We start from the raw sequence: 24824 nt of genomic DNA, 5'->3' as shown, positions 1-24824 counted from the left end.
GATCCAGCGTGGAGGGCCGCTTCCTTGATGCGCAACGGTGCTTCACTTATGCTCGCTCGCCGGGGCGAGGAGACGACCATGTGGCAGCAGGAAGACACGGAGATCGCGCATGCCGAGAGCGTCCACGACGAGGCGCGGGGCATGCGCGGCGTCCGGTTCGTCATCGATATCGGGAACATCAACCCGCTCGACGGCGCCGCCATGTGGTGGGATCAGCACGGCTGCGCGCGGGAGCTCTTCCCCGGGACCGGGTGCGAGATGCAGTCGGGATCGTACCGTGAGCCGCGCTTCGTCGTCCGGATGAGCGTGCCTCTCCCGGGCGTCGGGCATTTCACGCAGACGTTGCGCTTCTCCGCGGAGCGCGTCTCGCCCGAGGTCTGCGTCATCGTCGTGGATGCGTTCGAGGAGAACGTGCTGTGGACGCGGGGGCTCGGGACTTACCGCTTCTCGCCGGGCTCTGGCGGCACGACGCTGATCGAGGTGACGAGCCTGTATGCGCCCAAGGTGCCGATCATCGTCCTGAATCAGGCGTCGCTGGCGGCGGCCCGCGCGCACCAGCGGCGCTACCTCTCGGGCCGGCGCCCGACGGACGAGGAGAGAGAGCAGTTCCTGTCGGCGATCGGCGCTGGCCCGCAGGCCGACGCCTGAAGCGCGCCGCTCGTGTCGGCAGCGGCCGGCAGCGGCCCCCCCTTGCCCGCCGCGGGGGTGCTCCTCAGGCGCGCGGCTTGCCACGAGGCGATGACGGCGGCTCCGCGCGCGGCATCGAGGCGGCCAGCACCGCGGCCTCGTGCGCGGCGAAGCGCTGCTGGAGGAAGTCGACGAACAGCCGCGCCCTCGCGGGCAGGAAGCGCCGGCTCGGGTAGATGACGTTCACGGCCGAGCCCGGCGCGGGCAGGTCGGTGAGCAGCGGGACGAGGCGCCCGGCGTCGATGTCGGCGGCGACGTCCCAGATCGACTTGAAGGCGAGGCCATGGCCGGCGACGGCCCAGTCGCGCACCAGGTCGCCGCTGTCGGCCACGAGCCGTCCGGAGGGCCGGACGGTGTGCAGCCCCTGCTCGGTGCGGAAGGTCCACGAGAGGGCGCGCATGCCCGGGCGCTGCAGCACGATGCACTCGTGGTCGGCCAGGTCCGCGATCGTGCGCGGCCGCCCGCGCCGCGACAGGTAGGCCGGCGCGCCGCAGACCACGCGGCGGCTCCGGGCCAGCCGGCGCGATACGAGGCGGGAGTCGGCCAGCGCGCCGATGCGCACGGCCACGTCGACGCCGGCCTCGAACAGGTCCACCACGCGGTCCGACAGGCTGACGCGCACGCTGAGCCGCGGGTGCGCCGCCGCGAAGTCGGCCGCGGCCGGCCCCACCCACTGGCGGCCGAGATCCACCGGCGCCGACACGCGCAGGACGCCGCGCGCCTCGGCCTTTCCGGCGGTCACCGCGAGCTCGGCCTCGCTCACGTCGGCGAGGATGGACATGCAGCGCTCGTGGTAGGTCGCGCCCTCGCTGGTCAGCGTGAGCCGCCGCGAGCTGCGCTGGAGGAGGCGCACGCCGAGCGCCGCCTCCAGCCGCGTCATGCGCTTGCTCGCCACCGCCGGCGAGAACCCGAGCTCGCGCCCCGCCGCCGACAGGCTGCCGCTCGCGACCGCGCACACGAACAGCTGCATGTCCTCGAGCTCGACCATCACGCGCGCCCTCGGCGAACCCGGGCAGGGTAGGCGCGCCGGCGAACATCTTCAACTTTTTCGAAAAGCTGGTTCGGCCAATGCGCTCGTTCTCCTTCGTGGAGGAAAGGATCAAGGTGTCCCTGTCGCCGTCCACGGCCCGCCGCGCTCGACGCTGCGCCCCGCCGTGCCGGCGGCGCCTCCGGTCGGCGCGTGCGCGCTGACCGGCTGTCCGAGATCGCCGTTCGAAGGAGACACGTCATGAGAAAGCCCTTGTTGATGAGCGCCCTCTCCCTCTCGCTCTTCGCCGCCGCGAGCGCCTGCTACGTGCAGGGCGCCGGCGCGGAGGACCTGCCCTCGCCGCGGTCGATGGTCGTCGACGCGAGCCTGCCCAGGGCGCAGGCGGACGCGGAGATCCTCGCTGCGCGCCGCTTTTACGCGTTCTGGGGCACCGGCGACACGCGCTACCTCGACGCGGCGATCGCGCCGACGTTCACCGACCGCACCTTGCCCGAGGGGCGCCCGCAGGGCCCCGAGGGCCCGGCGTTCGCGTCGAAGAGCTTCCGCGCCGCGGTGCCGGACCTGAGCTGCGAGGTGGAGCAGCTGATCGTCGCCGGCGATCGCGTGGTGGCGCACCTGCGCTTTCGAGGCCGCTTCACCGGCGCCTTCGGCGACAGGAAGGGCGCCGGGCAGGCCGTGGACTTCATCGCCACGGACATCCTGCGCGTGCAGGACGGTCGCATCACCGACAACTGGCACATCGAGGACAACCTGACGCTGTTCCAGCAGCTCGGCGTCGTGGCGCAGTGACCGCCGACGGGGGGCGGAGCGGGCCAGGGGTATTCATCACATCGTGGCAGAACCATCGTGGCAACCTCGCCGGGAGCGCGACAGGCGCGCGGCTCACTTGGCCAGCTTGATCACCGACGCTGGCCGCTCGTCGGTGGCCCAGGTCGTCCAGTAGAGGGCGCCGCAGTCCTGGGCGAGATCTCGGATGTCCGCGCTGTCGGCGAGCGGCTCCGGCGCGCCGCCCGAGGTGCGCACCCGCTGGAGCTGCCCCTCGCGGCTGTACCAGTAGACAAAGGTGGAGTCTGCCAGCAGGCGCGTGGGGAAGTCCGTCGCCACGAGCGCCCCTGCGTCGGTACCGTCCTTGTTCACGGCGTAGATGGCGTAGCCGCTGATCCAGAAGATCCGCTCGCCGACCGCGATGTCTCCGGGGAGATCGCCGTCGTGGATGGGGATCGACGCGACGATCTCGGTCTGGCCGGGCTCTCCGAGCGCCATCCGCCGAACGGTGCTGTGCGTCCCGCCGGGCGGGAGCTCGGTCCAGTAGAGATGGGTGGCGTCGAGCGCGAGGCCTCCGACGTACGTGTTCCGGTCGAAGACGGGGAGGCCTGTCTGATCGGTCGCGTCGGCCCGCGCCGCCCAGATGCGCTTCGGGACATCGCGCGCGTCGGGATCCTGCTCCGGGTCCTCGATCACTCCGGTGATCCAGTAGACCCAGCCGCCGCCGGCCACGGGCCGCCGGTAGCCCGCCGCTCCCTGGGCGCTGGCGACCGTCGAGACCGTGACGTTCCCCGTGAGCGGCATCCGGTAAACGTCCGGCTCGGTCTCGTCGGTGATGAGCAGCGAGCTCTCCGAGCGCGCGAGCAGGGTCGCGAGCGAGTCGAGCACCACCAGCGGCTCGGTCGAGCCGGAAGCCGCCTTCTCGGTCGCGAAGATCGTGCTGCCGTAGCCGCTCGCCCAGAGCACGCGCCCATCGTCCCCGTCCCCATCCACAGCGAGGCCGATCGCTTCGTGCTCCTCGTCGTTGGCCGTGGCGAGGACGACCGGCAGACACCTGCCCTCCTCGCAGGCGCCGCCGAGGCAGCTCCTGCCGGGCACACAGCAGTTCTCCGGATCGGAGAGGTAATCGTGGTCGCCGTCGGCGGCCTGGCACGCGCCCGGCGCGCGCCCTGTGAACGGCTCAAACGGGCACTCCGCGGAGGGCCCGCCGGCCGCGCCGCCCCCGCCCCCGCCGGCCCCCGAGCCTGCGCTCGCGGTGGCCCCTGCGCCCCCTGAGCCGCCCGAGCTGCCCGCGCCGCCTGCCGCGGGATCCCCGCTGGCTTCTCCGTCGGGGATCCCCCAGATGGCGTTGCAGCCGAGCGCCGTGCTCAGGGCGGCGCACGCCGCCAGGCCGGTCCAATAGGTTTGTCGCATCGCGGTACTCTAGCGCCGCGTGCTTTCGGTGGAGAAGCCGGACGCGCGCGCGACGTCGGTTTCTGATCGACGCGCGTCGACTCCCGTCGGCAGGCAGACGCTCAAGGCGCCAGCCCCGCTGCCACGGTTGGAATTTGGCGACCACCTCGTCCACCATCACGCGATTGCGTCGCGTGCGTTCACATGCTTTCTAGTCTCTTCGTCGATCGCTCGCGCGGCGAGCGCCGCGTGACCAACACCATCATGAAGAGGTACCTTGCTTTATCACAACGATTCGCTTCGATTGGTCCTTTGCCTGGCTCTCGGGCTCTCGGCGGCGGCTTGCTCCGATGACGAGTCCACGGGCACTGGCGGCGGTGCCGCCTCCAGCACGACCAGCAGCGGCGGCGGCTCCAGCCAGGCCAGCAGCGGCAGCGGCTCAAGCCAGGGCGGCGGCGGCGCTGGCGAGGGCGGCGGTGCGCCGGCCGGCACGGGGGGCGAGGGCGGCGGCGGTGCGCCGGCCGGCACGGGGGGCGAGGGCGGCGGCGGTGCGCCGGCCGGCACGGGGGGCGAGGGCGGCGGCGCGCCTCCGGGCGATCCCGCCTGCGGCGCGGACACGGCGGCGTTCGCCGACGTGGAGCCCATCCTGACGAGGAGCTGCGCGAACCAGTACTGCCACGGCAGCGCCGGCGCACCGTCCGGCGGGCTCGACCTCCGCGCGAGCGCGGCCGTCGGCAAGCTCGTCGCTCAGGACAGCGCGTCCTGCTCCCGCGAGCAGGCGCTCGTCGTGCCGTTCAAGCCGAGCAGCAGCTATCTCATGAACAAGCTGAAGGATGTCGGCCTGTGCGACCCTGACGAGAGCAGTATGCCGCCGAGCGCGCCGCTGCCCGAGGCCGATATCAAGACGATCAACGACTGGATCTGCGCCGGCGCTCCCTCCCGCTGAGCTCTGCCTCGTCGAGATCGTCGATGCGACCGCGCCTGCCGGCGCACGCCGATCACTGGCAGACCGGGAACTGCGATGAGGTGAGTTGCTCGGCGGTGGTGGTGTTGATCGAGGTCTCGATCGTCTTGCCGAGGACGTCGGTCACACGGACACGCCAGGGCCCTTGCCCCATGCTGCCGCTGCCGACGCGCCAGTAGTTGTACGGCTGCCGCGTGGCCTCCGCCCAGCGCCCGCCGACGTACACCTCGAGCTTGCGCACCGGGGTGCGATGGCCCTGCACGCGGAGCTCGTTCCACCAGGCGTTGCCCGGCTCCTTCAACACGATGGATACGTTCTCCTCGACGGGGCACGGGACGTATTTCCACGAGATCTTGCCCCTGACTCCGCCGTTGCCGGTCCCCAGATACCCCTCGTCGAGCGCGCCGATCTGCGCAAAGGCCTCCTTGCTCAGATCGATGTGCCCGGCCTTGCATTTGGGGTTGCTCGCCGTCGGGCATTGATCGACGACCGTCGCCACGACCTTGCGCCCATCGTCGCGGCTCACCTCGACGCAGGCGCCGCACGCGGCCGCGGTGTTGTAGTCCGCGGTGTTCAGGGCGGCGAAATATCGCCCTCCGCCGGTCGCGACGTGGCCTATGCTGTCCGGATTGCGCTGCTGGATGGGCAAGCTGCAGTTCACCTGGGCGGTGCCCTGGTCGAGGGAGTACCAGGTCGCAGAGCCGTTGCCGCTCGTGTAGCTCGGCAGCGGCATCGAGCAGGTAGCGCTGCTTCCGCCGGCGCCCGTGGATCCTCCGCTGCCGCCGCTTCCACCGGCCCCGGCCGTGCCGCCACCGCTTCCTCCTGCCCCGCCAGCGCCGCCGGCGGTGCCGGTGCTGCTCGAGCTGCTCGAGCTGCTCGAGCTGCTCGATCCCCCTCCTGTCTTGGTCACCGACACCAGCGTCGGCCGGTAGTTGCTTCCGGTCGCGTTCGCGCAGAACCCGAAGCTGACAGAGCTTCCGACCGGGATGGAGGGGCTGCCGGAGCGCGGGCTCACCGTCAGGATCGAGCCGCTCTGGCTCGACGCCGCGTTCCACCAACTGCTCACGGCGGACTGATTGAGATTGATCACGACGGTCCACGACGTCACCGGGGCGGTCCCATCGTTCGCGACGATCACGTTGGCGCAGTAGCCGCTCCCCCAGTCCGACGGCATCGTCAGCGCTGCGGGCGTGAGCCCGTCGGTCGTCACCACAGCCCCGTACAGCGCGTCCGCCTCCTCCTCCTCGCCCCCTGTCCCGACGGTGCACGCGGCGGCGACAAGGCCGAAGAAAGATATCGCGGCAGCGGAACGACAGACTCCCAATCGCATCCTGATTCTCCAAGTCATCGGGGCGCCGAGAGGGCGCACCTGACGATGTAATAGACACGGATTGGCCATCTGGCCATCACCTGATGGTCAGTCAGATCGTTTTGACAGACAATAACTCTGAAATGTTCGTCCGCGGCCGGAGAGCACCCGCGGATCTGTCGAACATTTCACCTCAAACACAACAATCTGCGATGGCGTCGATTGTCCACATCAGGCGCCATGGGCTCCCACGATGCCACCGATACGCCAAGTGTGGATGCGTCGAAGGGGCCGCGTTCGCTCCACGGCACGCGGGGCTTTGCTCGGCGTGACCTCCATCCGGTCTCCTCCGCTCTGTGCGCTCGGGCAACCGATTCTCTCGCCGATTCGCCCTCGGGGGACCCTGTGCTACGGCCCTGGCCGCGGATCCTTGCAGCAGCGAAACCCGATCTCGTAGAACCGGAACATCGGTCCATGCGAGTCGTTGGTCCCCCGGCACCCCGCCCACGGCTTGGACCAGTAGCCGCCCTTCAGCGACGAGCGGTGTGGCCACTCGGGGCGCGAGGTCGACACCCACTCTTCGACGTTGCCGACCAGGTCGACCACGCCGTACGGGCTCACGCACGCTGGATACGAGCCCGACGGCTCCCCCTGCCAGAGCCGCTGCGTCTCGGCGGCCCGCACCGCCGGGTCGTCGGACGCGAGCCGCCGCTCGCTGATCCCTCGGTACGGCTTGCTGACGTTGCAGGCGGCCGGATCGTGCGCGTAGCCGTAGGGGAAGGGGAGCGAGGACGGCCCCTCGCAGGCGAGCTCCCACTCGAACTCGGTGCAGAGGCGCTTGCCGACGGCGGCGCACTCCCGCTCGGCCTCGATGAAGCGGAGCATCACGACCGGCAGCGCGCCGGCCCGGTTCGGCCACTCGTGGCGGTCCATGCACGTGCGCACCGGCGTGAAGCGCGGCTCGGCGGCGAACAGGCCGGGGAAGAAGTCGAAGCAGTGGCCGCCGCGGTAGCTCGTGCAGATGCGCTGCACGTTCTCGGCGTGGGTGCCCTCGACGAGCACCATGTCGGGCGGGCAGGACGCCGCGGGTCCGGGCCGGGGCGGCGCGTCGGCCTGGGCGAGCAGCGGGGCGAGCAGGAGGTCGAGGAGCACGCGGCGGGTCTCTATCGCAAAGCCGCGCGGCGGACGAGAGGCCGCGCGGCGGCTCGCCTCGATCCGCGCTCGTCGCGCCCGTGCCGCGCTCGCGCTCGGGCGCCCACCTGGGGTACTCTCGCGGTCTATGCGAATGGCGCTGCTCAGGATGCGCGCCGCTGCGCTCGCCGCCCTGGCCTGGGGAAGCGCTTGCGGTGGCAACGTGGTGGTCGACGGGATGCCGGACGGGTCAGGAGGCGCCGGGGTGACGAGCTCCAGCGCCAACACCACGGGCGCGTTCGGCTCCAGCGCGATCAGCACGGTCGCGGTCGCGGTCAGCGTCGGCGTGGGCGGCTCCAGCGCGGTCAGCACCAGCGCGACCTGGATGGCCACGTCGGGGACAGGGAGCGCCTCCACCGGGGCGGGCGGCGGCGATGCCTGGTCGACGTGCCTGAAGTTCTGCGAGACCTATTCGGATGTCTGCGAGGGGGCGGAGCCGGGGCAGTGCGAGGGGTTCTGCAAGGGGTATCTGAACGAGGCGCCCCAGTGCAACGAGCCGCTCGCGCGGTTCTTCGACTGCGCGACGAACGGCAGCATCGACTGCGACTTCGTTCTGGAACGGTGCCGGCCGTTCCTGGCCGAGTACGAGGAGTGTCGGGCCAGCGGCGGCTGCACGCCGCTCGAGTGCTTCGCCGATCGCAACCGGGCCTGCTCCTGCAAGGGCTCGTGCCCGAACGCCGAGTTCGCGGTCGAGTGCCGCTCCGACATGCGCAGCGGGATCGTCTGCTCCTGCTTCGTCAACGGCGACGAGCTGGCCAGGTGCGAGGATCTCGGCCCGGCGTGCGACCTCGCCCATGGCTGTTGCGAGCCGATCTTCGACGAGTTTCGCTGAGGGGCGCCCGCGGCGTTCGCCATGGAGGGCCAGCCGGGGAGCGCGGCGCAGGGCGGAGCGCTCGTCGAGACGAGCGCGCGCTGCGTGGGGGCGCGGGTCGACGCGGCGCTCGCGCCCGGGCGCGCTCCTGGGCTACTCTTGCGGCCCATGGGAATGACGATGCTCAGGATGCGTACCGCTGCGCTCGCCGCCCTGGCGTGGGGGAGCGCGTGCGGTGGCAACGTCGTCGTCGATGGGATGCCCGACGGGTCAGGAGGCGCCGGGGTGACGAGCTCCAGCGCGATCGGCACGGGCGCGTTCGGCTCCAGCGCGATCAGCACGGGTGCAGTCGCCGCAAGCGCGGTCAGCGTCGGCGTAGGCGGCACCAGCGTGGGCGGCTCCGGCGTGGGCGGGTCCACCGGGGTGACCGTCGGCGGGGGCGGCTCCAGCGCGGTCGGCACCGGCGTGGGTGGCACCGGCGGGAACGGCTCCAGCGCGGTCAGCTCCAGCGCGACCTGGATGGCCACGTCGGGGACAGGGAGCGCCTCCACCGGGGCGGGCGGCGGCGAGGCCTGGTCGGCGTGCGTGCGCTACTGCGAGCGCTACGAGGAGGCGTGCGGGGCGCTGGAGCCGGGCGGCTGCGGGACGATGTGTGACACGGAGCTGGCCCAGGCGCCCCGGTGCAACGATCTGCTCGTCCCGTTCTTCGACTGTCTGATGAACGGCAGGTTCGACTGCGACCTCATCGGGCCCCGGTGCCAGCGGTTCCTGGACGAGTACAACGTGTGCGCGAACGGCGACGGCTGCCCGGGGATCGCGTGCGCCGGCAATCCCGGCGGGGCCTGCAGTTGCAAGGGAGCGTGCCGGGGCGTGGTCGTCGCGGCCGAGTGCCGCACCCAGAGCTTCGGCAGGACCCTCTGCTCCTGCTTCGTCAACGGTGAAGAGGTGGCCTCGTGCGAGGACCGCGGCGAGACCTGCGAGCTCGGGCTTCGCTGCTGCGGGCCGTACTTCGAAGCGTTGCGCTGAGGGGCACGAGCGGCGTTCGCCATGAAGGACCACACGGGGGGCGCGGCGCAGGGTGGGGCGCTCGCCGAGGCGCTCGCGCGCTGCGTGGGGGCGCGGATCGACGCGGCGCACGCGAACCCGGCGACGGGGCTCGTCGCGCTCGCCGTCTACGGCGGGACGCGGCGCGTGCTCGGCGCCGGCATCGGGCCGCGCGTTTCAGGGGTAGGGATCCTGCCGAGGCTGCCCCGGCTCCGCGCCGGCGCGTCGCACCCGCTCGTCGCCGCCATGAGGGCGCACCTGGTCGGCCGCCGCGTGCTGGCGATCGAGGTGCGGGGCGACGGCATCGTGATCGTCGCGGGTGATGATGATGCGGTCATGGTGGAAAATGACCGAGGGGGTGGAGAGTACGCACCCAGGTTGGGGTTGGCCGCGCCCGAACCCGGGTTGGGGCCGGCGGCTGCTGCACCCGAACCCGGGTTGGGGCCGGCGGCACCGGGGTTGGGTTTGGCCGAACCCGGGTTGGGGCCGGCGGCAGTTCCCGAACCCGGGTTGGGGCCGGCGGCAGTTCCCGAACCCGGGTTGGGGCCGGTGGCGTCCCCACCCAGGTTGGGGGCGTCCCCGGGAGCGCGGCTGGAGCTCACGCCGGGACGCCGCGGCGAGGCGCGGCTGCTCGACGCCGCCGGCCACCTGATCCTCCGCTGGCCGCCTCAGGGGGGCGCCCCGCAGGCAGCGGTCGCTTACCCGGCGGATCCGCTGGCCGCCGGCGCGGCGCTCGTCGAGGCGAGCGACGACGCCGCCGCCGGGCAGGAGAAGGCGGCGCTCGCGCGCGCCGTGAAGACGCGGCGCGCGGCGCTCGAACGCAGGGCCGAGGCGGTGCGCGGCGATCTCGGGCGGCTGGGCAGCGTCGCGCGCCTGCAGAAGACGGGGCAGCTCCTGCTCGCGCAGGGCGCCCGTGTGCCGCGGGGCGCCGCGAAGGCGCTCCTCGACGACTGGGAGACCGGCGGCAAGATCGAGGTCGCGCTCGACCCGGCGCGCCCCGCCAAGGCGCAGGCCGAGGCCTTCTTCGCCAAGGCGCGGCGCTACCAGCGCGGCGAGGCGGTGATGCGCGCGCGCCTCGCCGAGACCGAGCGCGCCCTCTCGGCGATCGCCGCGCTCGAGGCGGACGTCGCCGCGGCGGAGGCGCGCCCCGAGTCGCTCGATCCGCTCGCACAGCGCGCCCGCTCCCTCGGCGTCTCGCGCGCGGAACTCGCCGGCGAGCCCGGGACGTCCGGCGCCCGCGCCCTCGGGGCCGGGCGGCCCGCGCCGCGGCGGCCGTTCCACGCCTACCGCAGCGCGTCCGGCGCGGCCATCCTCGTCGGTCGGGGCGCCGAGGACAACGACGCGCTGACGACGAAGCACGCGCGGCCGCACGACCTCTGGCTCCATGCGAAGGGCGCCACGGGCTCGCACGTCGTCGTGCCGCTCGCGAAGGGGGCGAGCTGCCCCGCGGACGTGCTGGTGGACGCCGCGACCCTGGCGGCGCACTTCAGCGACGCGCGCGGCGAGGCGGTGTGCGAGGTGAGCTACGTCCAGCGCCGCTACGTGCGCAAGCCGCGCGGCGCGGCCCCGGGCGCGGTCGTCTACGACCGGGAGAAGGTCATCGCCGTCCGCATCGAGGACGGCCGCCTCTCGCGGCTGCTCGCGACCAAGGAAGAGGGCTGACGCCGCGCACGGCCGGCGGAGGCCACGCCCGGCGGCGCAGCGCTTCGCCCCCGGCGGAGCCCGCGCCGCCGGCGGGGGCCGCCGTCAGGTCGCGAACGCCGCCCGGACCTGCTCGTTCAGCTGATCGAGCCGGCGCGCGGGGAGCTCGGCCGCGCGGGCGAGCGACTCGATGACCGCGCGCTCCGCGTCGGAGATCCCCTCGCTCGCGTGGGCGACCGCCAGCGCGATGATGATGCCCTCCTCCACCGCGTCGCAGTCCATGAGGATCTCCGCGAGCAGGCGCACCCGCGGCTCGACGCCCGCCGCGGCGATCACCTTCAGGCTCGCCTCGATGAGGTAGCGGACGAGCTCGACGTTGAGCTGGGCGCCGAGCATCGGCTCGATGAGCTGGCGCAGGGCGTCGATCTCCTCGGCGTCGACGGTGCCGTCGGCGTTCGCCACGAGCGCGCCGAGGTCGACGATCGGGGTCGGGTTGTACTCGTTGAGATCGAAGCGGGCGCGGAGCAATCCGGCCGCCTGCTGGACCAACTCGGGAGGCTTCATGTCTCCACCGCTCCGGCGATTCGCCTCATGACTCACCACCTTTCGGGCCGCGGCGCCGCACCGTCTCGGATTCGCTGAGGCCGAGGCAGAGCTGCGCCCGGAGCGCGCGCAGCCGCGCGAGCACCTCGGCCGAGGCCGACTCGGCCTCGGCCCGCTCGATGGTCGCGTCGAGCGTCGCGAGCCTGCCTGTCTGGAGCGCCTTGAGCGAGTAGGTCATCTGCACGAACGTGTCGAACAGGTCCCCGAGCTCATCGCCCTTTCGCAGCCCCTCTCCGATGGTGAGCCGCGTCGTGCCGACCTGGCGGCAGAGGCGCTTCAGCTGGTGGACCGGCCCCACGATGCGCTGGGTGATGAAGACCCCGAGCACGCCGAGGACGGCGAGGAGGAACGCGCCGCCGCCGACGAGGATGCCGAGGAGGCGACCTTGCAGCGCCTCGACGTCGGCGCGCCGCTTGGCGACCTCTGCCAGGTTGCGCTCGTACTCGCGGTTCGTCTTCTCGAGCTCCTCGTCGAGGGTGCTGCCGAGGTCGGCGCCGTCGCCGCCCAGGGCGGCGGTGCTCATCTTGAGGATCTTGGCGCTGTTCGCCGCCTCCTTGAGCGCGAGCTCCGCCTGGGTCGCCGCGTAACGCGCCTGTTCGTTCGCGACGCTCGCGGTCTGCCAGATGACGAGTCCGAGCGCCAGCATGACGGCGAGCACCACCGAGACCAGGAGCCCGGTGTATTTGAGCTGGAATCGCGGATTCAGGAGCAGCTTGCGGCGGGATGCCGGGCGGGCTGTGGCGCGATCCTGGGCAGGTGAGGTCATGAGGGCTCGTCAGCGGGCGCGCGGCATCGTCGCGTGTCCAAGATAGACCAGGAGCGGGCCGCGCCGGTGCGACCCCCCACGAAAACGCACTGCGGTCTCCGTGGTACAGCATTCCGTGCGCCGGTCGCAAGGCCCAATCCGCGGGCGGGGCTCCGACGCGGTTCGCGGCTTGTGAGGGCCATGAGGCCGCGGCGCTGGTTGTCCGGGGCCGGCGCGGCACCGCCGCAGCGGCGCGGCGTGATGGCGCACCCGGCCGGGGCATCGTGTGAGCTCCTGTCGGGCCCAGTCGGGGCACAGGAGGTCGTCGGCGTCGCGCGAGGCGTCGTTCGGCCCCGCCCAGCTCAGGGAGAGCAGCGGCACGGGTGCCCCGGTGATTCCCGATCTCATCGTCATGAGTGATGAGCTCGACAGCGGCTCAGGGGTGGTGTTCGTTCCGGCGCCCGAGGCGCTGCCGCTCCACCACACGGCCTTCAGTCGCTAGAGGCAACCGCAAGCGAGCGAGCCTTCGCGCACCGAAAAGCCGTCGGCGTCGGCGTCGTCGGTCCAGAAGAACGGCTTGACGCCGCCGCTGCACTCCGCGTCCGGCGCGAGCCCGATGCCTTCGTTGTTGGAGTCCGGCAGCCCGCTGGGGGGACTGAAACGCCGCTCCAGCACGAAGCGCCCGAGCGCGTCGTCGATACCGAAGACGGCGGATTGGTTGTCGCACGTGTCGTCGCAGGATGCCCACAAGCTCCCGGTGTCACGGTCGAGCTCGAGCCCCATCACGCCCGCGAGCGGCGTCGAGATGCTGGCCACCAAGGTGGCCGCGCCGCCCTCGTGATCCAGCGCGAAGGCGTACACCTTGCCGGTCTCTTCCACGCCCACCAGAAACAGGCCGGCGCCGTGCTCGCCGTAGTCGCTCGGGACGTAAGCTCGGGCCTTGCTCTCGTCGAAGAAGTGGTGCGCCGTGAGCAAGCTGTCAGCCGCCCAGGTGACCGCTTCCAGGCCCGCGTTCGCGTCGACCTCGGGCAAGAGCGCGGTGAGGTTCCACTCGTGAGTCGCGGTCAGCGTCGCTCCGGCGGCCGTCACGTCGTAGCGCAACACGGACAGCCGGCTCACGGACGGATCGTCCGTGTCGCGCTCGGTGCACACGTAGACGCCTGCGGCGCTCGTGGCGGCGAGCGTGACTCCCTCCGCGTCGGGGGTGCCCTTGCCGTTCGGGTAACGTAGCCGTTTGCCGGAGGCCCAGTCCTTGGAGGTGTCCGGCGCGTAGCTCGCTCCGCTCTTCAACAACCGAAACAGCCTGGCGGAGAGGTTGTCGGTCGCCCACAGCACTCCGGGCGCCTCGTAGGTCAGCCCGCTCAGATCGCTCTCGAACGCGTCCTCGCTGTCGAGCGTGCGTACCTCGGCCTTGCCAGGCCACGGCGACATCTGCGTCGAGCCCGCCGGGCAAGCGCCGTCACCGCCCGCCCCCGCGCTCGCACCACCGGCTCCGGCGCTGTCGGCGGCTCCGGCGGCGCCGCCGGCGTTCGGGCTGCCGGCCACGCCGGTCGAGCCCGCGACAGCCGCAGCGCCGCCGCTCGCTCCCGCGCCGCCTGTTTGTGCTGCGCTCCCGCTCGAGCCTCCTGCCGCGGACGAGACGCCGGCCGCCGACGTACCGCCTGCTCCGCCCGACGGCGCTGGCAGCGGCGGCTCGCTCGACCCGCTGCCGCACGCGGCCAGCCATGCCATGGCGACGACGGTCGCATGAGACCGGAGGTTCATCGTCCTCTTCCCCTCGGCCTTGAGCTCTCGCCAACCGGTCGCCGGCACCAAGCGACGATAGCACTCGAGCGCGCCACGTCACAACGGCTGATATTCGAGATCCTCCGCGCGAGCGCCAGCGTGGTGTAATGCCAGGGCGACGAGGGACTAGCGCAGCGGGGCCATGTCCCGCATCAGATAGTCGATGCAGGAATTCCAGGTGGAGGGCTCGAGGAGCTGCGCGAGCTCGTCGGATGAGCCGCCGAGCGCCGCTTCTTCACCCGTGCCCATCGCATCCATGAGCCGCCGCAACCTGGCGTCGTCGCCGCGAACGAAACAGCGGACCATGCTGGCCGCTTGCACATAGAACATCAGGGCATCGTCCGTGCGGAGCGTGTAGGGGACCGCCTGCTCCATCAGCTGCAGGGGCATCGGAGCGTGCCTCACCTGCTCGAGCCTAGCCGGGGCGAGCCACCATATCTCTTGCGCGATAACCATGGCGATGCCCTCTTGCGCCCAGGCCGGCCCCAGCATGCCGTGGCTCATCAGCACGTGATGCGTGTACTCGTGCACGACGCTGGTCCGAGTGTCCTCGCGCGTCGTGACAACGTGCAGCGCGCCGTCGTAAAAGGCGACCACGCCGCGGTTGGTGCAGGCAGCAGCCGTGAGCAGGTCCGTATCGAGGTACGCGAAGACGTCAGGGCGCTCGGCTTTGAGCTCCAGCCGGTAGAACACCTCCCGTTCCGCATGCTCGAGGTGATCGAGGAGGGGCAGGTGCGCGTCGTCCGGCAGCCTGGGGTCGACGTACAGGCGCCCGGCATCTCCCCACGTCTCGTGGCGGAAGTGGGAGATCAACGTCTCTTGCGCGCCGGCTGCCTCGCTGGGGTCCGTGCACAGCCCGGGCTGTAACCTCCGCCGGAATGCGGACTGCTCCGGCGGGCGCGCGGGGCGCGGCGGGGCGGCTGGCTTCGTGGGGGCATCGTGGATCGGACGCTCGATCGGCTCCTCATTGAGGGGGGGAGACGGGGGCTCCTGGGGGGCTTGATCTTCCGGAGCGCGCGCCGAAGCCCGCATCGGTATGGGCTCGGTGGGAGGCTCGCCAGGCGCCGGCCGGCTCGGGACGGAGATGGCGCTGGGCTGCAGCGCGGGAGGGGAGGGTGGCTCGGGTGCGGAGGCGCCAGCTCGGACCACCGGCGGTCGCGGCCGCTGCGGGGTGGGGGTGCTCACGATGCCTGAGGCCCACGCGATCACCGCGATGACCATGATGAATCCGAGGCCGAGCGCGAGGCGGCGAGCAAGTGTCACGGTGCGGTGATGGCAATCATTGCGCCGCGTAGATTCACGTGATTCGAGGTGCTGCACGCGGTTCGTGCTGCGTTATGGTGGACAAATCGTCGAACGCAAGCAGCATTATCGACGATCTGTCGTGACCCACCCAGGTTTGCGCGCCGCCGCTGGGTCAGTAGCGGCGGCCGAGGCCGTTCGCCGGTCATCCAGGGTGCTCTCACGCTGCGCCGCTGACGACAGACACGCTCGACCCCGCTCGCCCGCTACCGGTGCAGGGGTTAGAGCCATCGGAGCCACGCGCGCAGCACGGACTCCAGCGCCGCCCGCTTCGCCAGGACGTCCTCTCCGTCGCTGAACGTCACGAGGCAGCGATCCTTGGCAAGCCACTCCAGGAGGCCAGCCGGGTCCGCGATCTCGAGCCCCTTCGCCGCCGTGTCCTTCACCTTGGCTCCGAGGTGAAGGATGAGCCGGACGCGGTCCCTTGCGCGCAAGTTGAACGTGGCGAAATGCTCGGTTGTCCGGAAGCTCGGTGCGTTCCACTTGATCTCCTCGCGGATCGCCGGGCTGACGCCGAGGATGATCTGCCGGAGGGCCACGATCGCCTCCTTCCGCGGATGATCCAGCTCGCGCAGGAACGCGACGACGGCCGGGCTCTCCTGCGCGCCGGCGGGCGTGGCGGGCGCGGCGGGCGCTCCGGGGGCCTCCCGAGGCTCGCGCCTTTCGGGAGACCCCTTCTGCGCCTTCGCTCGCGGCTTGCTCGGCTTCTCGGTTGTGCGCTTCATGATGTGTTGTACGCCTGACTCGATGGCCCGAGCTCCAGCGCCCTTTCAGGGGATCTCGCGTGAGCCGACCGTCGTGATCGGACGCGCTCAGGGTGAGAAAAGACGAACCGACGCGAGGATGTCAAGGCGGTGAGGTCGGCCTCGGAGAGGGTGAGCGGCGTGGCTGCGCGGAGGCGGCCCCACTGCGCGGCGGAGAATCCCTCGTACCCGGCGGCGGCGTCCATGCTCGGCCGGGGACGATGATACGCCACGAGCGCTCCCGGCGAGCCGCTTCTCGCCGCGCGGTGGCACGTGCGATCATCGCGGCATGGACATGTCCTTTGCGCCCCGCGCCGCGTTCTCGGTTCTCGCTGCCGTGCTCTCCCTTCCCGCGTGCGGGGCGCGCAGCTCCCTCGAAGGCGACCTCGGCGCCGGCAGCGGCATGGGAGGCAGCGGCGGCGCCCCGGCCGCCTCGACCCACGCGGCGTCCTCGACGTCCGCCGTGTCGACCGCCTCGGCCTCGATCGCCGCCTCCTCGTCCGCCGCGTCGTCTTCGACGGGCGGCGGCACGAGCAGCGGCTGCAGCGACGGCACCCGCGAGGGCTTCCTCGACGAGGCGGTCTATCCGCTCATCGCCGCCTGCTCCGGCGGCTGGTCCATCCCCGGGATCCTCACCGCCACCGCGCCGCGATGCGCCCACCTCGCCGGCAACGACAGCGCCAACCCCACGGGGCTCAGGTGCGGCGCCGCCGACCTTTGCGCGCCCGGCTTTCACGTGTGCGCAGGGGCCGAGGACGTCGCCCGCCGCTCGCCCACGGGCTGCGAGGGCGCGCAGTTCGGCCCCGACCTCTTCTTCGCCACGCGCCAGGGGAGCACCGGGTGCGCGATCTGCGCGACCGGCTCGCTCGAGGACTCCCCGTCCTGCACGGGCTGCAGCTGCGCCCGGGGCTGCGCGACCTCGCCGCTCACGGCCAACGACCTCTTCGGCTGCGGATCCATGGGTGACGCCCGTGTCGCCGCGAGCTGCGGCGTGCTCGATCGCTTCTCGAACGATCTGTGCGGAGCCATCGGGTCGATGTGGAATTGCCGCGGAGATGGCAGCGGAGATGGCTGCGATGAGGCCAACGTGGTGACGAAGACGTCCGACAAGGGCGGCGGCGTGCTCTGCTGCGCGGATTGACCGCGCCGACGCGCCACGCCCCCGCCGCCACGGGTCCAGCCCGGGTCGGAGCGCTCCGGGGCGGCGTGCTTCCCTCCCTCGACGGCCCCTCGTCGTCCCGCGCTTCCCCCTCCTGCCGTCCACATAGCGTCCGTGTCAGGCCGCGACGAGCCCGCCATCGATGGGCAGGGCGACCCCGGTCACGAACGACGCTTCGTCGCTCGCCAGGAAGAGGGCCACCCGAGCCGGCTCGATCGGGTCCGCGAACCGGCCGATCGGGTGGCTCGCGAGGACGTGTTGCTCCACGGCCCCATCCTTTATCCACCTGTCGAACATCGCGGTGTGCGTGCCCCCGGGGCAAATCGCGTTCACCCGCACGTTGCGAGCAGCGAAATCGATGGCCGCGGCCTTGGTCAGCCCGATGACGAGACCCGCGACCTCGGGACGGAGGATGTCCACCCTCCGCCGGCGCGGCTTGGGCGAAATTGACGGGACCCGCGCAGCGTGCGATCCACGGAAATGGGCCTGGCGCAGTGCGCGCTGGCTCACCCCGAACACGAGGTGGATGATCGTCTGCAGCGAGATCGTCTGCATGAGGTCCTGCGCCACCAGCTCCAGACCCGGCTTGAGGTCCCGGGAGTGCTGCAGGGCCAGGTCGCAGATCTGCTTCCCGTACTGCAGGCGGGCCGTACGCTCCAGAATGCCGCTTTACGCCGCGAGGAGCAATCGTTGGCGCAGGAGCCCCACGCTGGCGTGGCCGTACATCTGGCGCTTGAGCATCTTCAGCTTCGTCACCTGATCCTCGGTCTGCCCGTTGCTCCACGTCGACCGGGGCACGTTGCTCAATGTTGAGCACCACCGCGCCTTGTCCACCGGGAGATGAATGCGACCCATGTTCCGCGTGGACGAGCCAGCCCACCCGGATGGGTTCGCGGCGTCCCGCTCGCCCCTGCGCGGGGCGAGCCAAACGACGCGGATCACGCTCACGCCGCGCGACGCGGAGCACAGCCGCGACGCACAAAATGGAGGACCACCCCAGGCGAAGCTTCCACGAGCCACGATCGGCTGTATGCTCTCGGGCATGAAGGACCCGAAGCACCTGCCCCGACCCGAGGGCCAGGCTCATGGCTGGTGAATCCTGCGGCATCTGCGGCGGCGACGGCCGCATCGCCAACTCGTTCTCCGGCACCACCGCCACCTGTCCGGGCTGCCACGGCACCGGCCGGCGCTCGGACGACACCGGCTTCCGCGACGTCACCAAGACGAAGCCTTCCCACTTCCGGCAGCCGAACAAGCAGGCGGCTGTCGAGAAGCCGGAGGGACCTGCGTCGCTGGAAGGCATCCAACTCGCCAGGGAGGTGAACGCGGCTGCACATCTCTCCAGCGGGACGAAGACCAAGCTCACGCTCGAGATCATGGAGCATGAGGCCACCCACGGAAAGTGCACCCAGACCTTCATCAAGAAGGTCCGCAAGCAGCTCCGTCCGCCCGGATCGTGATCGGCGAAGGGCAGCCGCGAGCGCCATGTCATGCATCGGGTGCCGCGATCATTCGGTAGGAGCTTTCCTTCTCGGGTGGTGGCTACGTCACGAAATATCAAGGCGCCGGCGAAGCAAGGCGCTGCTCGTCGTGCACGATCACGACGAGCCCGCAGGCCACGCTCAGAGGTCGAACAACGTCCCCTGCCGGCTCGGCCGCCTGAACGTCGACTCGCCCTCTCGCTCGATGTACTCGCCGCTGCCGCGCGCCACGTTGAGCCCGAGCCGCTGGCAGTGGACCTCGAACAGCCGCTGGATCGCCGCCCAGCGCGGGCCCGCGCCCTGGAAGCGCGCCCCGAAGGCGGCCTCGTTCATCTTGCCGCCGCGCATCTCCTGGATGCCGCGGCGGACCTTGGCGGCGCGGTCCGGGAAGGCCTCCTCGAGGCGCTCGTCGAAGACCGGGAGCACCTCGCGCGGCAGGCGCAGCGGCATCATGAACGCGCTCTCCGCGCCAGCGGCCCGGGCGCGCTCCAGGAGCTCCGGGACATCGCTGTCGTTCAGGCCGGGGATCATCGGCGACAGCGAGATCCCCGTCGGCACCCCCGCGTCGGAGAGCGCCCGCATCGCCTCGAAGCGCAGCGACGAGCGGCTCGCATACGGCTCCATCTTGCGCGCCACCGCGTCGTCGGCGAACGGGATGCTGAAGTGGACCCGGGCGCGGGCCCGGCGCGCCAGCTCGCCGAGCAGCGCGGCGTCGCGCCGCACGAGCGCGCCCTTCGTGATGAGCCCGACCGGGTTCCTGAACGCGAGGCACACCTCGAGGCAGCGGCGGGTGAGCTCATAGCTCGCCTCGAGCGGCTGGTAGCAATCGACATTGCCCGAGAACACGATCGTGTCTCCCTGCCAGCTCGGCTTGTTGAGCTCCTTCTCGAGCAGCTCGGGCGCATTCGACTTGACCACGATCTTGCGGTCGAAATCCGTCCCGGCGCCCCACCCGAGGTACTGGTGCGACGGCCGGGCATAGCAGTACGCGCACGCGTGGAGGCAGCCCCGGTACGGGTTGACGCTGTACCGGAATGGAAGATCGGGGCTGTCGTTCGCGGTCACGATGGAGCGGGCCTGCTCCTCGAAGATCTGCAGCGTCGCCGGGGGCGCCTCTTCGAGGTACTCGACCTGCGTCGACGACCATGGGTTCGGAGGGTTGTTCACGGGGCGCGGCATGGTGCGGAGTACTCCGGGCGAAGAGGCGAGCGCTGCGAGCGCAGTCTAGCGCGTCCCGGTCAGGATGGGAGCGTTTGTTCAGTAGAGCCCGGCGGGCTCCGTCGGGGCGCCTGAGACGCACCGGTCGTGCCGGCGGGGAGGCCACGGCGGGAAGAGCGGATTGACGCGGTAGGGGAGCCCTGCTGGCATGGACGCCCTCAGTCGAGACGGGGGAGGGAAATATGGCCGAGCCGAGACAGCCTGGGTTCGATCTCCGCAGCACCTACCTGCACCTCGCGGACGCGGGGGATGCGCGGCAGATCGACGTGAAGCCGACGTTCTGGCAAGAGCTCATGTCCGACGAGCCGACGGGCGCCGACATCCGGCGGGTCAAGCACGTGGATGGCTGGCTCGTGACGAGGTTTCACATGGCCGAGGACACGCCCCGGTGGGAGATGCACCCGGCCGGGGACGAGATCCTGTACCTCCTCTCGGGCGCGATCGACGTGGTGCTGCAGGACCAGGGCGGCGAGCAGGTCGTCTCGCTCCGCGCAGGGACGGCGTGCACGGTGCCGCAAGGGGTGTGGCACCGGATGATCGTCCACGAGCCGGGGGATTTCCTGGCGGTCACGTACGGGAAGGGGACGCAGCACCGAGCGGTGTAGTCGCCCCGCGGCGAGCCCGACGTTCGACGCCTCAGCCCCGCCCTGCGTGGCGGCGGTGCTCCACCATCAGGCAGCGGTCCTGCACGACCAGGATGCCTGCCTCGACCAGCCGCTCGGCCACCTGGTCGTTCCGGATGCCGCTCTGCAGCCAGACGGCGCGCGGCCGGGCGGCGAGCAGGTCGTCGAGGTGCCCGGCGACGTCCTGGCCCCGCCGGAAGACATCGACGATGTCGATGGGGCCCGGGGCGTCGGCCACCCGGCGATAGACCTGCTGGCCGAGGATGGTCTTCACGTCAGGGTAGTAGACAGGGACCGGGATCACCTCCACACCCGCGCCCTGCAGATAGCTGGCCACGTAGAACGCTGGCTGATCCGACTGCGCCTCGGTCTTGATGCCGAGCACGGCCACCCGCCGCGCCGAGCGCACCAGCTCCGCCACCCGGGCCTCGTCGTCGCTTATATCGCGAATGTCGTCCATGGAAGGAGTCTACGCCCCCGGGCGCGGCTCGGCGACGGATCCCCGCGCTCGGGCCGTGGCAGAGTTGTGGCAGACTCGGCCGCGTGAACCTCGACCGGCTCCTCGCGCTCTGGGCCGACCTCATCCGCTCTCCCGCCTCGCTGCCCGTCGCGCTGGCGCTTTCGGCCTCCGTCCTCGCGCTCGGCTTCTTCGCCTACCGCCTGGTCTTCGCCTCGCTCTCGCGCCTCGCGGGCGCCACGCAGACGTCGCTGGACGACCTCCTGGTCCGCCGCATGCGGCTGCCGGCGCGCATGCTCGTCGCGCTGCTCGCGCTGCACGCGTTCATCTCCCTTCGCGGGGGAGAGCTGCCCACGCTCCACAAGGGCGTGCTCCTCCTGGAGCTCACCCTCGCCGCGTACCTCGCCATCGAGATCGCCGAGACGCTGGTCATCGACTACTGGCTCGCCGAGCGCCGGAAGGTGCTGCTCCCGGCGCTTGTGCGGCACCTCCTGCTCACGATCCTCTACCTCGTCGCCGGCCTCTCGATCGTCGGCGCGGTCACCGGGGTCGACCTCGTGCCGCTGCTCGCGACCTCGACCGTCATCACGGTGGTCCTCGGCCTCGCGCTGCAGGACACCCTGGGCAACCTGTTCGCCGGGCTCGCCCTGCACTCCGAGCGCTCGTTCGGCGTCGGGGACTGGATCCTCGTCGACGGGGTCGAGGGGCAGGTGATCTACGTGGGATGGCGCTCCACGCGCCTCCGGACGTTCTCCGGGGACGTCGTGATCCTGCCGAACTCGATCATCGCCAAGGCGCGCGTCCAGAACTTCTGCGCGCCGGACCGGAACTGCGCGCGCAACATCGAGATGCTCGTCGCGCTCGCCGCCTCCCCCGAGGCCGTGGAGCGCGCCGCCCAGCGCGCCTGCAGCGAGGTGCCCGAGGTGCTCCGCGAGCCCGCGCCCAGGCTCTGGCTCGCCGCCGTCACGCCTCTCTTCCAGCGCTACGTCATCAAGTTCTGGATCGCCGACTTCGAGCGCCACGATCTGCTGGAGTCCGAGGTCATGAAGGCGTTCTTCCGCGCGTGCCGCGACGAGGGCGTGGCGCTCAGCCCCGCGGTGGCGCAGCCGGCCCTCGCCGTCGAGATACGGCCCCCGGCTGGCGCTCCAGGGCCCGCCGAGGGCGCCGCAGGGCCCGCCGGCGCCGCAGCACCCGCCGCCGACCCGAGGGCGGCGCCGGCGGTCCTGGCGGCGATCGTCGTGGCGCCGGCCGCCCCGCCGCCGGGCGGCCACGGCTGACCCCGCGCGGGCTCAGCGGCCCGATTTGCCTTGGTGCAGCCGCCCCGGCGCTGTACCCCGGCGGTATGCCTGATCACCAGACCCTCTCTTCCAGCAAGGTCGCGATCGTGGGTGCTGGCAGCGTCGGCGCGACGATCGCCTATGCGAGCCTGCTCCGCGGCGTGGCGAAGCAGATCGCCCTGTTCGACACGAACCGGGCCAAGGTCGACGCCGAGGTGCTCGACCTCAACCATGGGCTGCAGTTCGTCCCGGCGGCCACGCTCGACGGCAGCGATGACGTCGAGGTCTGCCGCGGGGCGGACGTTGTCGTGATCACCGCCGGCGCGAAGCAGAAGCCCGGGCAGAGCAGGATGGACCTCGCCACGGCGAACGTCGCGATATGCCGCGAGCTGCTGCCGAGGCTCCAGGCCGTCGCGCCGGACGCGCTCTACCTGCTCGTCACCAACCCGGTCGACCTGATCACGTATGTCACGCTCAAGCTGACAGGCCTCCCGCCCGCCCGGGTGATCGGCAGCGGCACGGTGCTCGACAGCAGCCGGTTCAGGTTCCTCATCGCGAGGCAGCTCGACGTGGCCGTGCAGAACGTCCACGCGTACATCGCGGGAGAGCACGGGGACAGCGAGGTGCCGCTGTGGAGCAGCGCGAGCGTGGCGAACATCCCGCTCGACGCGTGGTCGGTGCCCGGCCACGGCCACCTCGGCGCGACCGAGCGGGCGGAGATCTTCTCCAACGTGAAGAACGCCGCCGCCCAGGTGATCTCCGGCAAGGGCGCGACGAACTACGCTATCGGCCTCGCGACCGCCAAGATCCTGGAGGCCCTGCTCCGCGATGAGAACCGCGTGCTGCCCGTCAGCAGCCTGCTGAGCGGCTATCGCGGGATCGACGATGTCTGCCTGAGCGTGCCGTGCATCGTGAACCGGTCCGGCATCGAGTCACAGCTGCCCATACCGATGAGCCCCGAGGAGGAGGCCGGCGTCCGGGCCAGCGCGGACACGATCCGCAAGGCGATCCGAACGCTCGGATTCTGAGGCGACCCCGTGCGGCCGTTGCCCATCTTCAAATAGGCATTCCTCGAGGTGTGCTGCGTGGCGGCGGCCGCGGCTCACGGCGCGCAGCGCGTCCCTGTCTTGAAGCTCCAGCAGGCGGCGCTGACGCCGGCGTGGCCTGCGCTGGATGACGACTCGAGTCCTCCCAGACCGCCTTCACCCGGCTCTCCGGGGATGAACGCCGTCAACGACGGCACGGCAGCAGGGGCGGCGTCGTAGGCGATGCCGATCGCATGTCCGCCGCGCCCGCCGCCTCCGGGGCCGCCATTGCCGCCACGACCGCCGTTCCCCCCAGCCCCGTTGTCGGGCGCATTCGCATCGTTCCGGTTCGTGCCGCCCGGCGCACCGCGCCCCCCTTCTCCGCCGCTCTGTCCTGCGGCGCCGATTCCTCCTTTGCCGCCATGACCCACCGTGACGGTCACATCGGCCAGGCCCAGCTTCATCCCCATGCTCACGATTCCGAGGCTGGACCCGCCGGCTCTCCCGCCTGCGCCACCCTTGCCGCCGCATCCGCCTGCGCCTCCACCCCCACCGCCCGGGGCAGCGCCGTCTGCCGGACGTCCGTCGATGAAGGTACAAACGACGCCCAGCACGCGTGCGCCAGCTCCCCCTCCGCCTCCCTGGCCCGGCTTGCCGGGCTGGCCGGGGGCGCCGTCGCCGTCTGTGATGCCGGCGAGGGTCAGCCTCCCGTCATGGCCGCCTTCGCCAGGCGTCCCGCTGGCGCCAGTGGCACCGGCGATGCCGGCTTGGCGGGTTCCCGAGGCGTCGACCGTGCCTCCAAATCCGTCCGGGGGCGTGCTCGCGAGCGGCTTGCCGCCCTCACCGGGTTGCGCGGGCGTGGAGGGCAGACTCACGGAAAAGGGCGACGTCTCCCCGGTCCCGCCCGGGCCACCATCGGTGACCACGTCACCGCACGTCATCCGTCCGGACTCACCACCGCGCGCGGGAACTACGCAGGCATTCGTCGGCGCGTGCGCGCCCTCTGTCGGAGCGTCCCCCCCAGCGTCTGCCGCGGTCGCCTCCGGCTCACCGTCGGCGCCGGGCATGCCGTCGCCGGCCCGCACCTCGAGGTGGCTCAGCTCGGCCGCGATGTCCGCCACGGCAACCGCGATGGACGACCCGCCAGGCTCCGTCGCGCTCGCCGCGGAGATCACGAATCCATGCACCTTCGCCCCGTCCGCGTCGCCCGTCAGGGTCAGCGCGACCTGCCCCGCCGGCCCCGCGATCGTGCTCCTCGCATCCGAGCTCTGCTTCCACTCTCCATTGCACGTGAAGTCGCCGCGCACCTCGATCCCCGCGGGCAGCGTCACGGCCTCGGCGAACGGCTGACCGGCGCATGCGCAAACCGTCCCGCCCTTCGCGTCGTCGATCGCCTCTTGCAGGCGCGCGTAGGGAGCGTCGCGCGTCCCGGCGCCTCCAGGCGCAGCGCTCGCGCTCGCGAACACGTCGCACCCGACGACCGGCCTCGGTCCTTCAGGCTCCTCGTACATTCGCGCTCGCTGGCACGCGGTCGCGCACAATGCCGCGGCGAGCACAGCGGCGCACCGGAATCGATGAGCCTTCTCCAACGGATCGCATCGCATGAAGTCACTC

General features: G+C 71.6%; 26 protein-coding genes. 12 read left to right on the top strand and 14 right to left on the bottom strand.

What is annotated here, in order from left to right; all coding sequences use genetic code 11:
- Positions 1-78 precede the first annotated feature (78 nt).
- Positions 79-648: a hypothetical protein gene (locus tag WME82_RS28820; RefSeq protein WP_438037917.1), complete on the top strand. Its 570-nt coding sequence runs from the start codon at positions 79-81 to the stop codon at positions 646-648.
- A 64-nt stretch (positions 649-712) separates the two neighbouring features.
- Here the strand turns inward: WME82_RS28820 and WME82_RS28815 are convergent, their stop codons facing one another.
- A complete protein-coding gene (locus WME82_RS28815) occupies positions 713-1675 on the bottom strand; it encodes a LysR family transcriptional regulator (protein WP_437739718.1) in 963 nt (320 codons plus the stop codon).
- A 240-nt stretch (positions 1676-1915) separates the two neighbouring features.
- Here WME82_RS28815 and WME82_RS28810 point away from each other — a divergent pair, with 240 nt between their 5' ends.
- A complete protein-coding gene (locus WME82_RS28810; RefSeq protein WP_437739717.1) occupies positions 1916-2464 on the top strand; it encodes an ester cyclase in 549 nt (182 codons plus the stop codon).
- Positions 2465-2557: 93 nt separating this feature from the next.
- Here WME82_RS28810 and WME82_RS28805 read toward each other — a convergent pair whose 3' ends face one another.
- Positions 2558-3853 carry a hypothetical protein gene (locus WME82_RS28805; RefSeq protein ID WP_438037916.1) on the bottom strand — a complete coding sequence of 432 codons (1296 nt, stop codon included), beginning with the start codon at positions 3851-3853 and terminating at the stop codon, positions 2558-2560.
- Positions 3854-4136: 283 nt separating this feature from the next.
- Here WME82_RS28805 and WME82_RS28800 point away from each other — a divergent pair, with 283 nt between their 5' ends.
- A complete protein-coding gene (locus tag WME82_RS28800) occupies positions 4137-4778 on the top strand; it encodes a hypothetical protein (RefSeq protein ID WP_438037915.1) in 642 nt (213 codons plus the stop codon).
- A gap of 52 nt (positions 4779-4830) precedes the next feature.
- On the opposite strand, the gene WME82_RS28795 is transcribed toward WME82_RS28800, so the two are convergent.
- Entirely contained in the window at positions 4831-6126 is a 1296-nt protein-coding gene (locus WME82_RS28795; protein WP_438037914.1) for an expansin EXLX1 family cellulose-binding protein, read from the bottom strand.
- A 387-nt stretch (positions 6127-6513) separates the two neighbouring features.
- A complete protein-coding gene (locus WME82_RS28790; protein WP_437739708.1) occupies positions 6514-7257 on the bottom strand; it encodes a formylglycine-generating enzyme family protein in 744 nt (247 codons plus the stop codon).
- 133 nt (positions 7258-7390) lie between these two features.
- Here WME82_RS28790 and WME82_RS28785 point away from each other — a divergent pair, with 133 nt between their 5' ends.
- Genes WME82_RS28785 through WME82_RS28775 form a run of 3 tightly spaced genes read left to right on the top strand, consistent with a single transcriptional unit; the run spans position 7391 to position 10813 of the window.
- On the top strand, positions 7391-8128 hold the full coding sequence (locus WME82_RS28785; RefSeq protein ID WP_438037913.1) for a hypothetical protein: 738 nt from the start codon (positions 7391-7393) through the stop codon (positions 8126-8128).
- Between the two features lie 21 nt (positions 8129-8149).
- Positions 8150-9133, top strand: a complete 984-nt coding sequence (locus WME82_RS28780) for a hypothetical protein (protein ID WP_438037912.1) — start codon at positions 8150-8152, stop codon at positions 9131-9133.
- A 21-nt stretch (positions 9134-9154) separates the two neighbouring features.
- Entirely contained in the window at positions 9155-10813 is a 1659-nt protein-coding gene (locus WME82_RS28775; protein ID WP_438037911.1) for an NFACT RNA binding domain-containing protein, read from the top strand.
- Positions 10814-10897: 84 nt separating this feature from the next.
- Here the strand turns inward: WME82_RS28775 and WME82_RS28770 are convergent, their stop codons facing one another.
- Positions 10898-11356, bottom strand: a complete 459-nt coding sequence (locus WME82_RS28770) for a tellurite resistance TerB family protein (protein WP_012237886.1) — start codon at positions 11354-11356, stop codon at positions 10898-10900.
- 25 nt (positions 11357-11381) lie between these two features.
- A complete protein-coding gene (locus tag WME82_RS28765) occupies positions 11382-12161 on the bottom strand; it encodes a sensor histidine kinase (RefSeq protein WP_437739704.1) in 780 nt (259 codons plus the stop codon).
- 265 nt (positions 12162-12426) lie between these two features.
- On the opposite strand from WME82_RS28765, the gene WME82_RS28760 reads away from it, so the two are divergent.
- A complete protein-coding gene (locus WME82_RS28760; protein ID WP_438037910.1) occupies positions 12427-12642 on the top strand; it encodes a hypothetical protein in 216 nt (71 codons plus the stop codon).
- Here the strand turns inward: WME82_RS28760 and WME82_RS28755 are convergent.
- The 3 genes from WME82_RS28755 to WME82_RS28745 form a co-directional block, all read right to left on the bottom strand.
- Positions 12639-13904 carry a lamin tail domain-containing protein gene (locus WME82_RS28755; RefSeq protein WP_438037909.1) on the bottom strand — a complete coding sequence of 422 codons (1266 nt, stop codon included), beginning with the start codon at positions 13902-13904 and terminating at the stop codon, positions 12639-12641. The genes WME82_RS28760 and WME82_RS28755 overlap by 4 nt on opposite strands.
- A gap of 147 nt (positions 13905-14051) precedes the next feature.
- Complete coding sequence (locus WME82_RS28750; protein ID WP_438037908.1) at positions 14052-14738, bottom strand: translation initiation factor IF-2; 687 nt, start codon at positions 14736-14738, stop codon at positions 14052-14054.
- A gap of 710 nt (positions 14739-15448) precedes the next feature.
- Positions 15449-15952 carry a DUF1801 domain-containing protein gene (locus WME82_RS28745; protein WP_438037907.1) on the bottom strand — a complete coding sequence of 168 codons (504 nt, stop codon included), beginning with the start codon at positions 15950-15952 and terminating at the stop codon, positions 15449-15451.
- A 307-nt stretch (positions 15953-16259) separates the two neighbouring features.
- On the opposite strand from WME82_RS28745, the gene WME82_RS28740 reads away from it, so the two are divergent.
- Entirely contained in the window at positions 16260-17111 is an 852-nt protein-coding gene (locus WME82_RS28740) for a hypothetical protein (protein WP_438037906.1), read from the top strand.
- Between the two features lie 135 nt (positions 17112-17246).
- On the opposite strand, the gene WME82_RS28735 is transcribed toward WME82_RS28740, so the two are convergent.
- Entirely contained in the window at positions 17247-17684 is a 438-nt protein-coding gene (locus WME82_RS28735; protein ID WP_438037905.1) for an SDR family NAD(P)-dependent oxidoreductase, read from the bottom strand.
- 114 nt (positions 17685-17798) lie between these two features.
- Positions 17799-17927, bottom strand: a complete 129-nt coding sequence (locus WME82_RS28730) for a hypothetical protein (RefSeq protein ID WP_438045024.1) — start codon at positions 17925-17927, stop codon at positions 17799-17801.
- 287 nt (positions 17928-18214) lie between these two features.
- Between WME82_RS28730 and WME82_RS28725 the strand changes: the two genes are divergently transcribed.
- The gene (locus WME82_RS28725; protein ID WP_438037904.1) at positions 18215-18589 is read left to right on the top strand and encodes a molecular chaperone DnaJ; all 375 of its coding nucleotides are present in this window, start codon (positions 18215-18217) and stop codon (positions 18587-18589) included.
- 162 nt (positions 18590-18751) lie between these two features.
- On the opposite strand, the gene WME82_RS28720 is transcribed toward WME82_RS28725, so the two are convergent.
- On the bottom strand, positions 18752-19789 hold the full coding sequence (locus tag WME82_RS28720) for a PA0069 family radical SAM protein (protein ID WP_438037903.1): 1038 nt from the start codon (positions 19787-19789) through the stop codon (positions 18752-18754).
- Positions 19790-20010: 221 nt separating this feature from the next.
- Here WME82_RS28720 and WME82_RS28715 point away from each other — a divergent pair, with 221 nt between their 5' ends.
- A complete protein-coding gene (locus tag WME82_RS28715; protein ID WP_438037902.1) occupies positions 20011-20433 on the top strand; it encodes a cupin domain-containing protein in 423 nt (140 codons plus the stop codon).
- 31 nt (positions 20434-20464) lie between these two features.
- Here the strand turns inward: WME82_RS28715 and WME82_RS28710 are convergent, their stop codons facing one another.
- Entirely contained in the window at positions 20465-20911 is a 447-nt protein-coding gene (locus WME82_RS28710; RefSeq protein WP_437973099.1) for a CoA-binding protein, read from the bottom strand.
- Between the two features lie 83 nt (positions 20912-20994).
- Between WME82_RS28710 and WME82_RS28705 the strand changes: the two genes are divergently transcribed.
- Positions 20995-22185 (top strand): mechanosensitive ion channel family protein, encoded by a 1191-nt coding sequence (locus WME82_RS28705; RefSeq protein ID WP_438037901.1) that lies wholly within the window; start codon positions 20995-20997, stop codon positions 22183-22185.
- A gap of 65 nt (positions 22186-22250) precedes the next feature.
- Positions 22251-23213, top strand: a complete 963-nt coding sequence (locus WME82_RS28700) for an L-lactate dehydrogenase (RefSeq protein WP_438037900.1) — start codon at positions 22251-22253, stop codon at positions 23211-23213.
- 74 nt (positions 23214-23287) lie between these two features.
- Here the strand turns inward: WME82_RS28700 and WME82_RS28695 are convergent, their stop codons facing one another.
- Positions 23288-24721 carry a hypothetical protein gene (locus WME82_RS28695; RefSeq protein WP_438037899.1) on the bottom strand — a complete coding sequence of 478 codons (1434 nt, stop codon included), beginning with the start codon at positions 24719-24721 and terminating at the stop codon, positions 23288-23290.
- Positions 24722-24824 lie beyond the last annotated feature (103 nt).

Origin of the sequence: Sorangium sp. So ce128, from assembly GCF_051525245.1 — a bacterium.
In the GTDB taxonomy this organism is placed as follows: Bacteria; Myxococcota_A; Polyangia; order Polyangiales; family Polyangiaceae; genus Sorangium; species Sorangium cellulosum_B.
The sequence above is the reverse complement of the archived record's forward strand: the minus strand, read 5'-3'. Positions and strand labels throughout refer to the sequence as shown.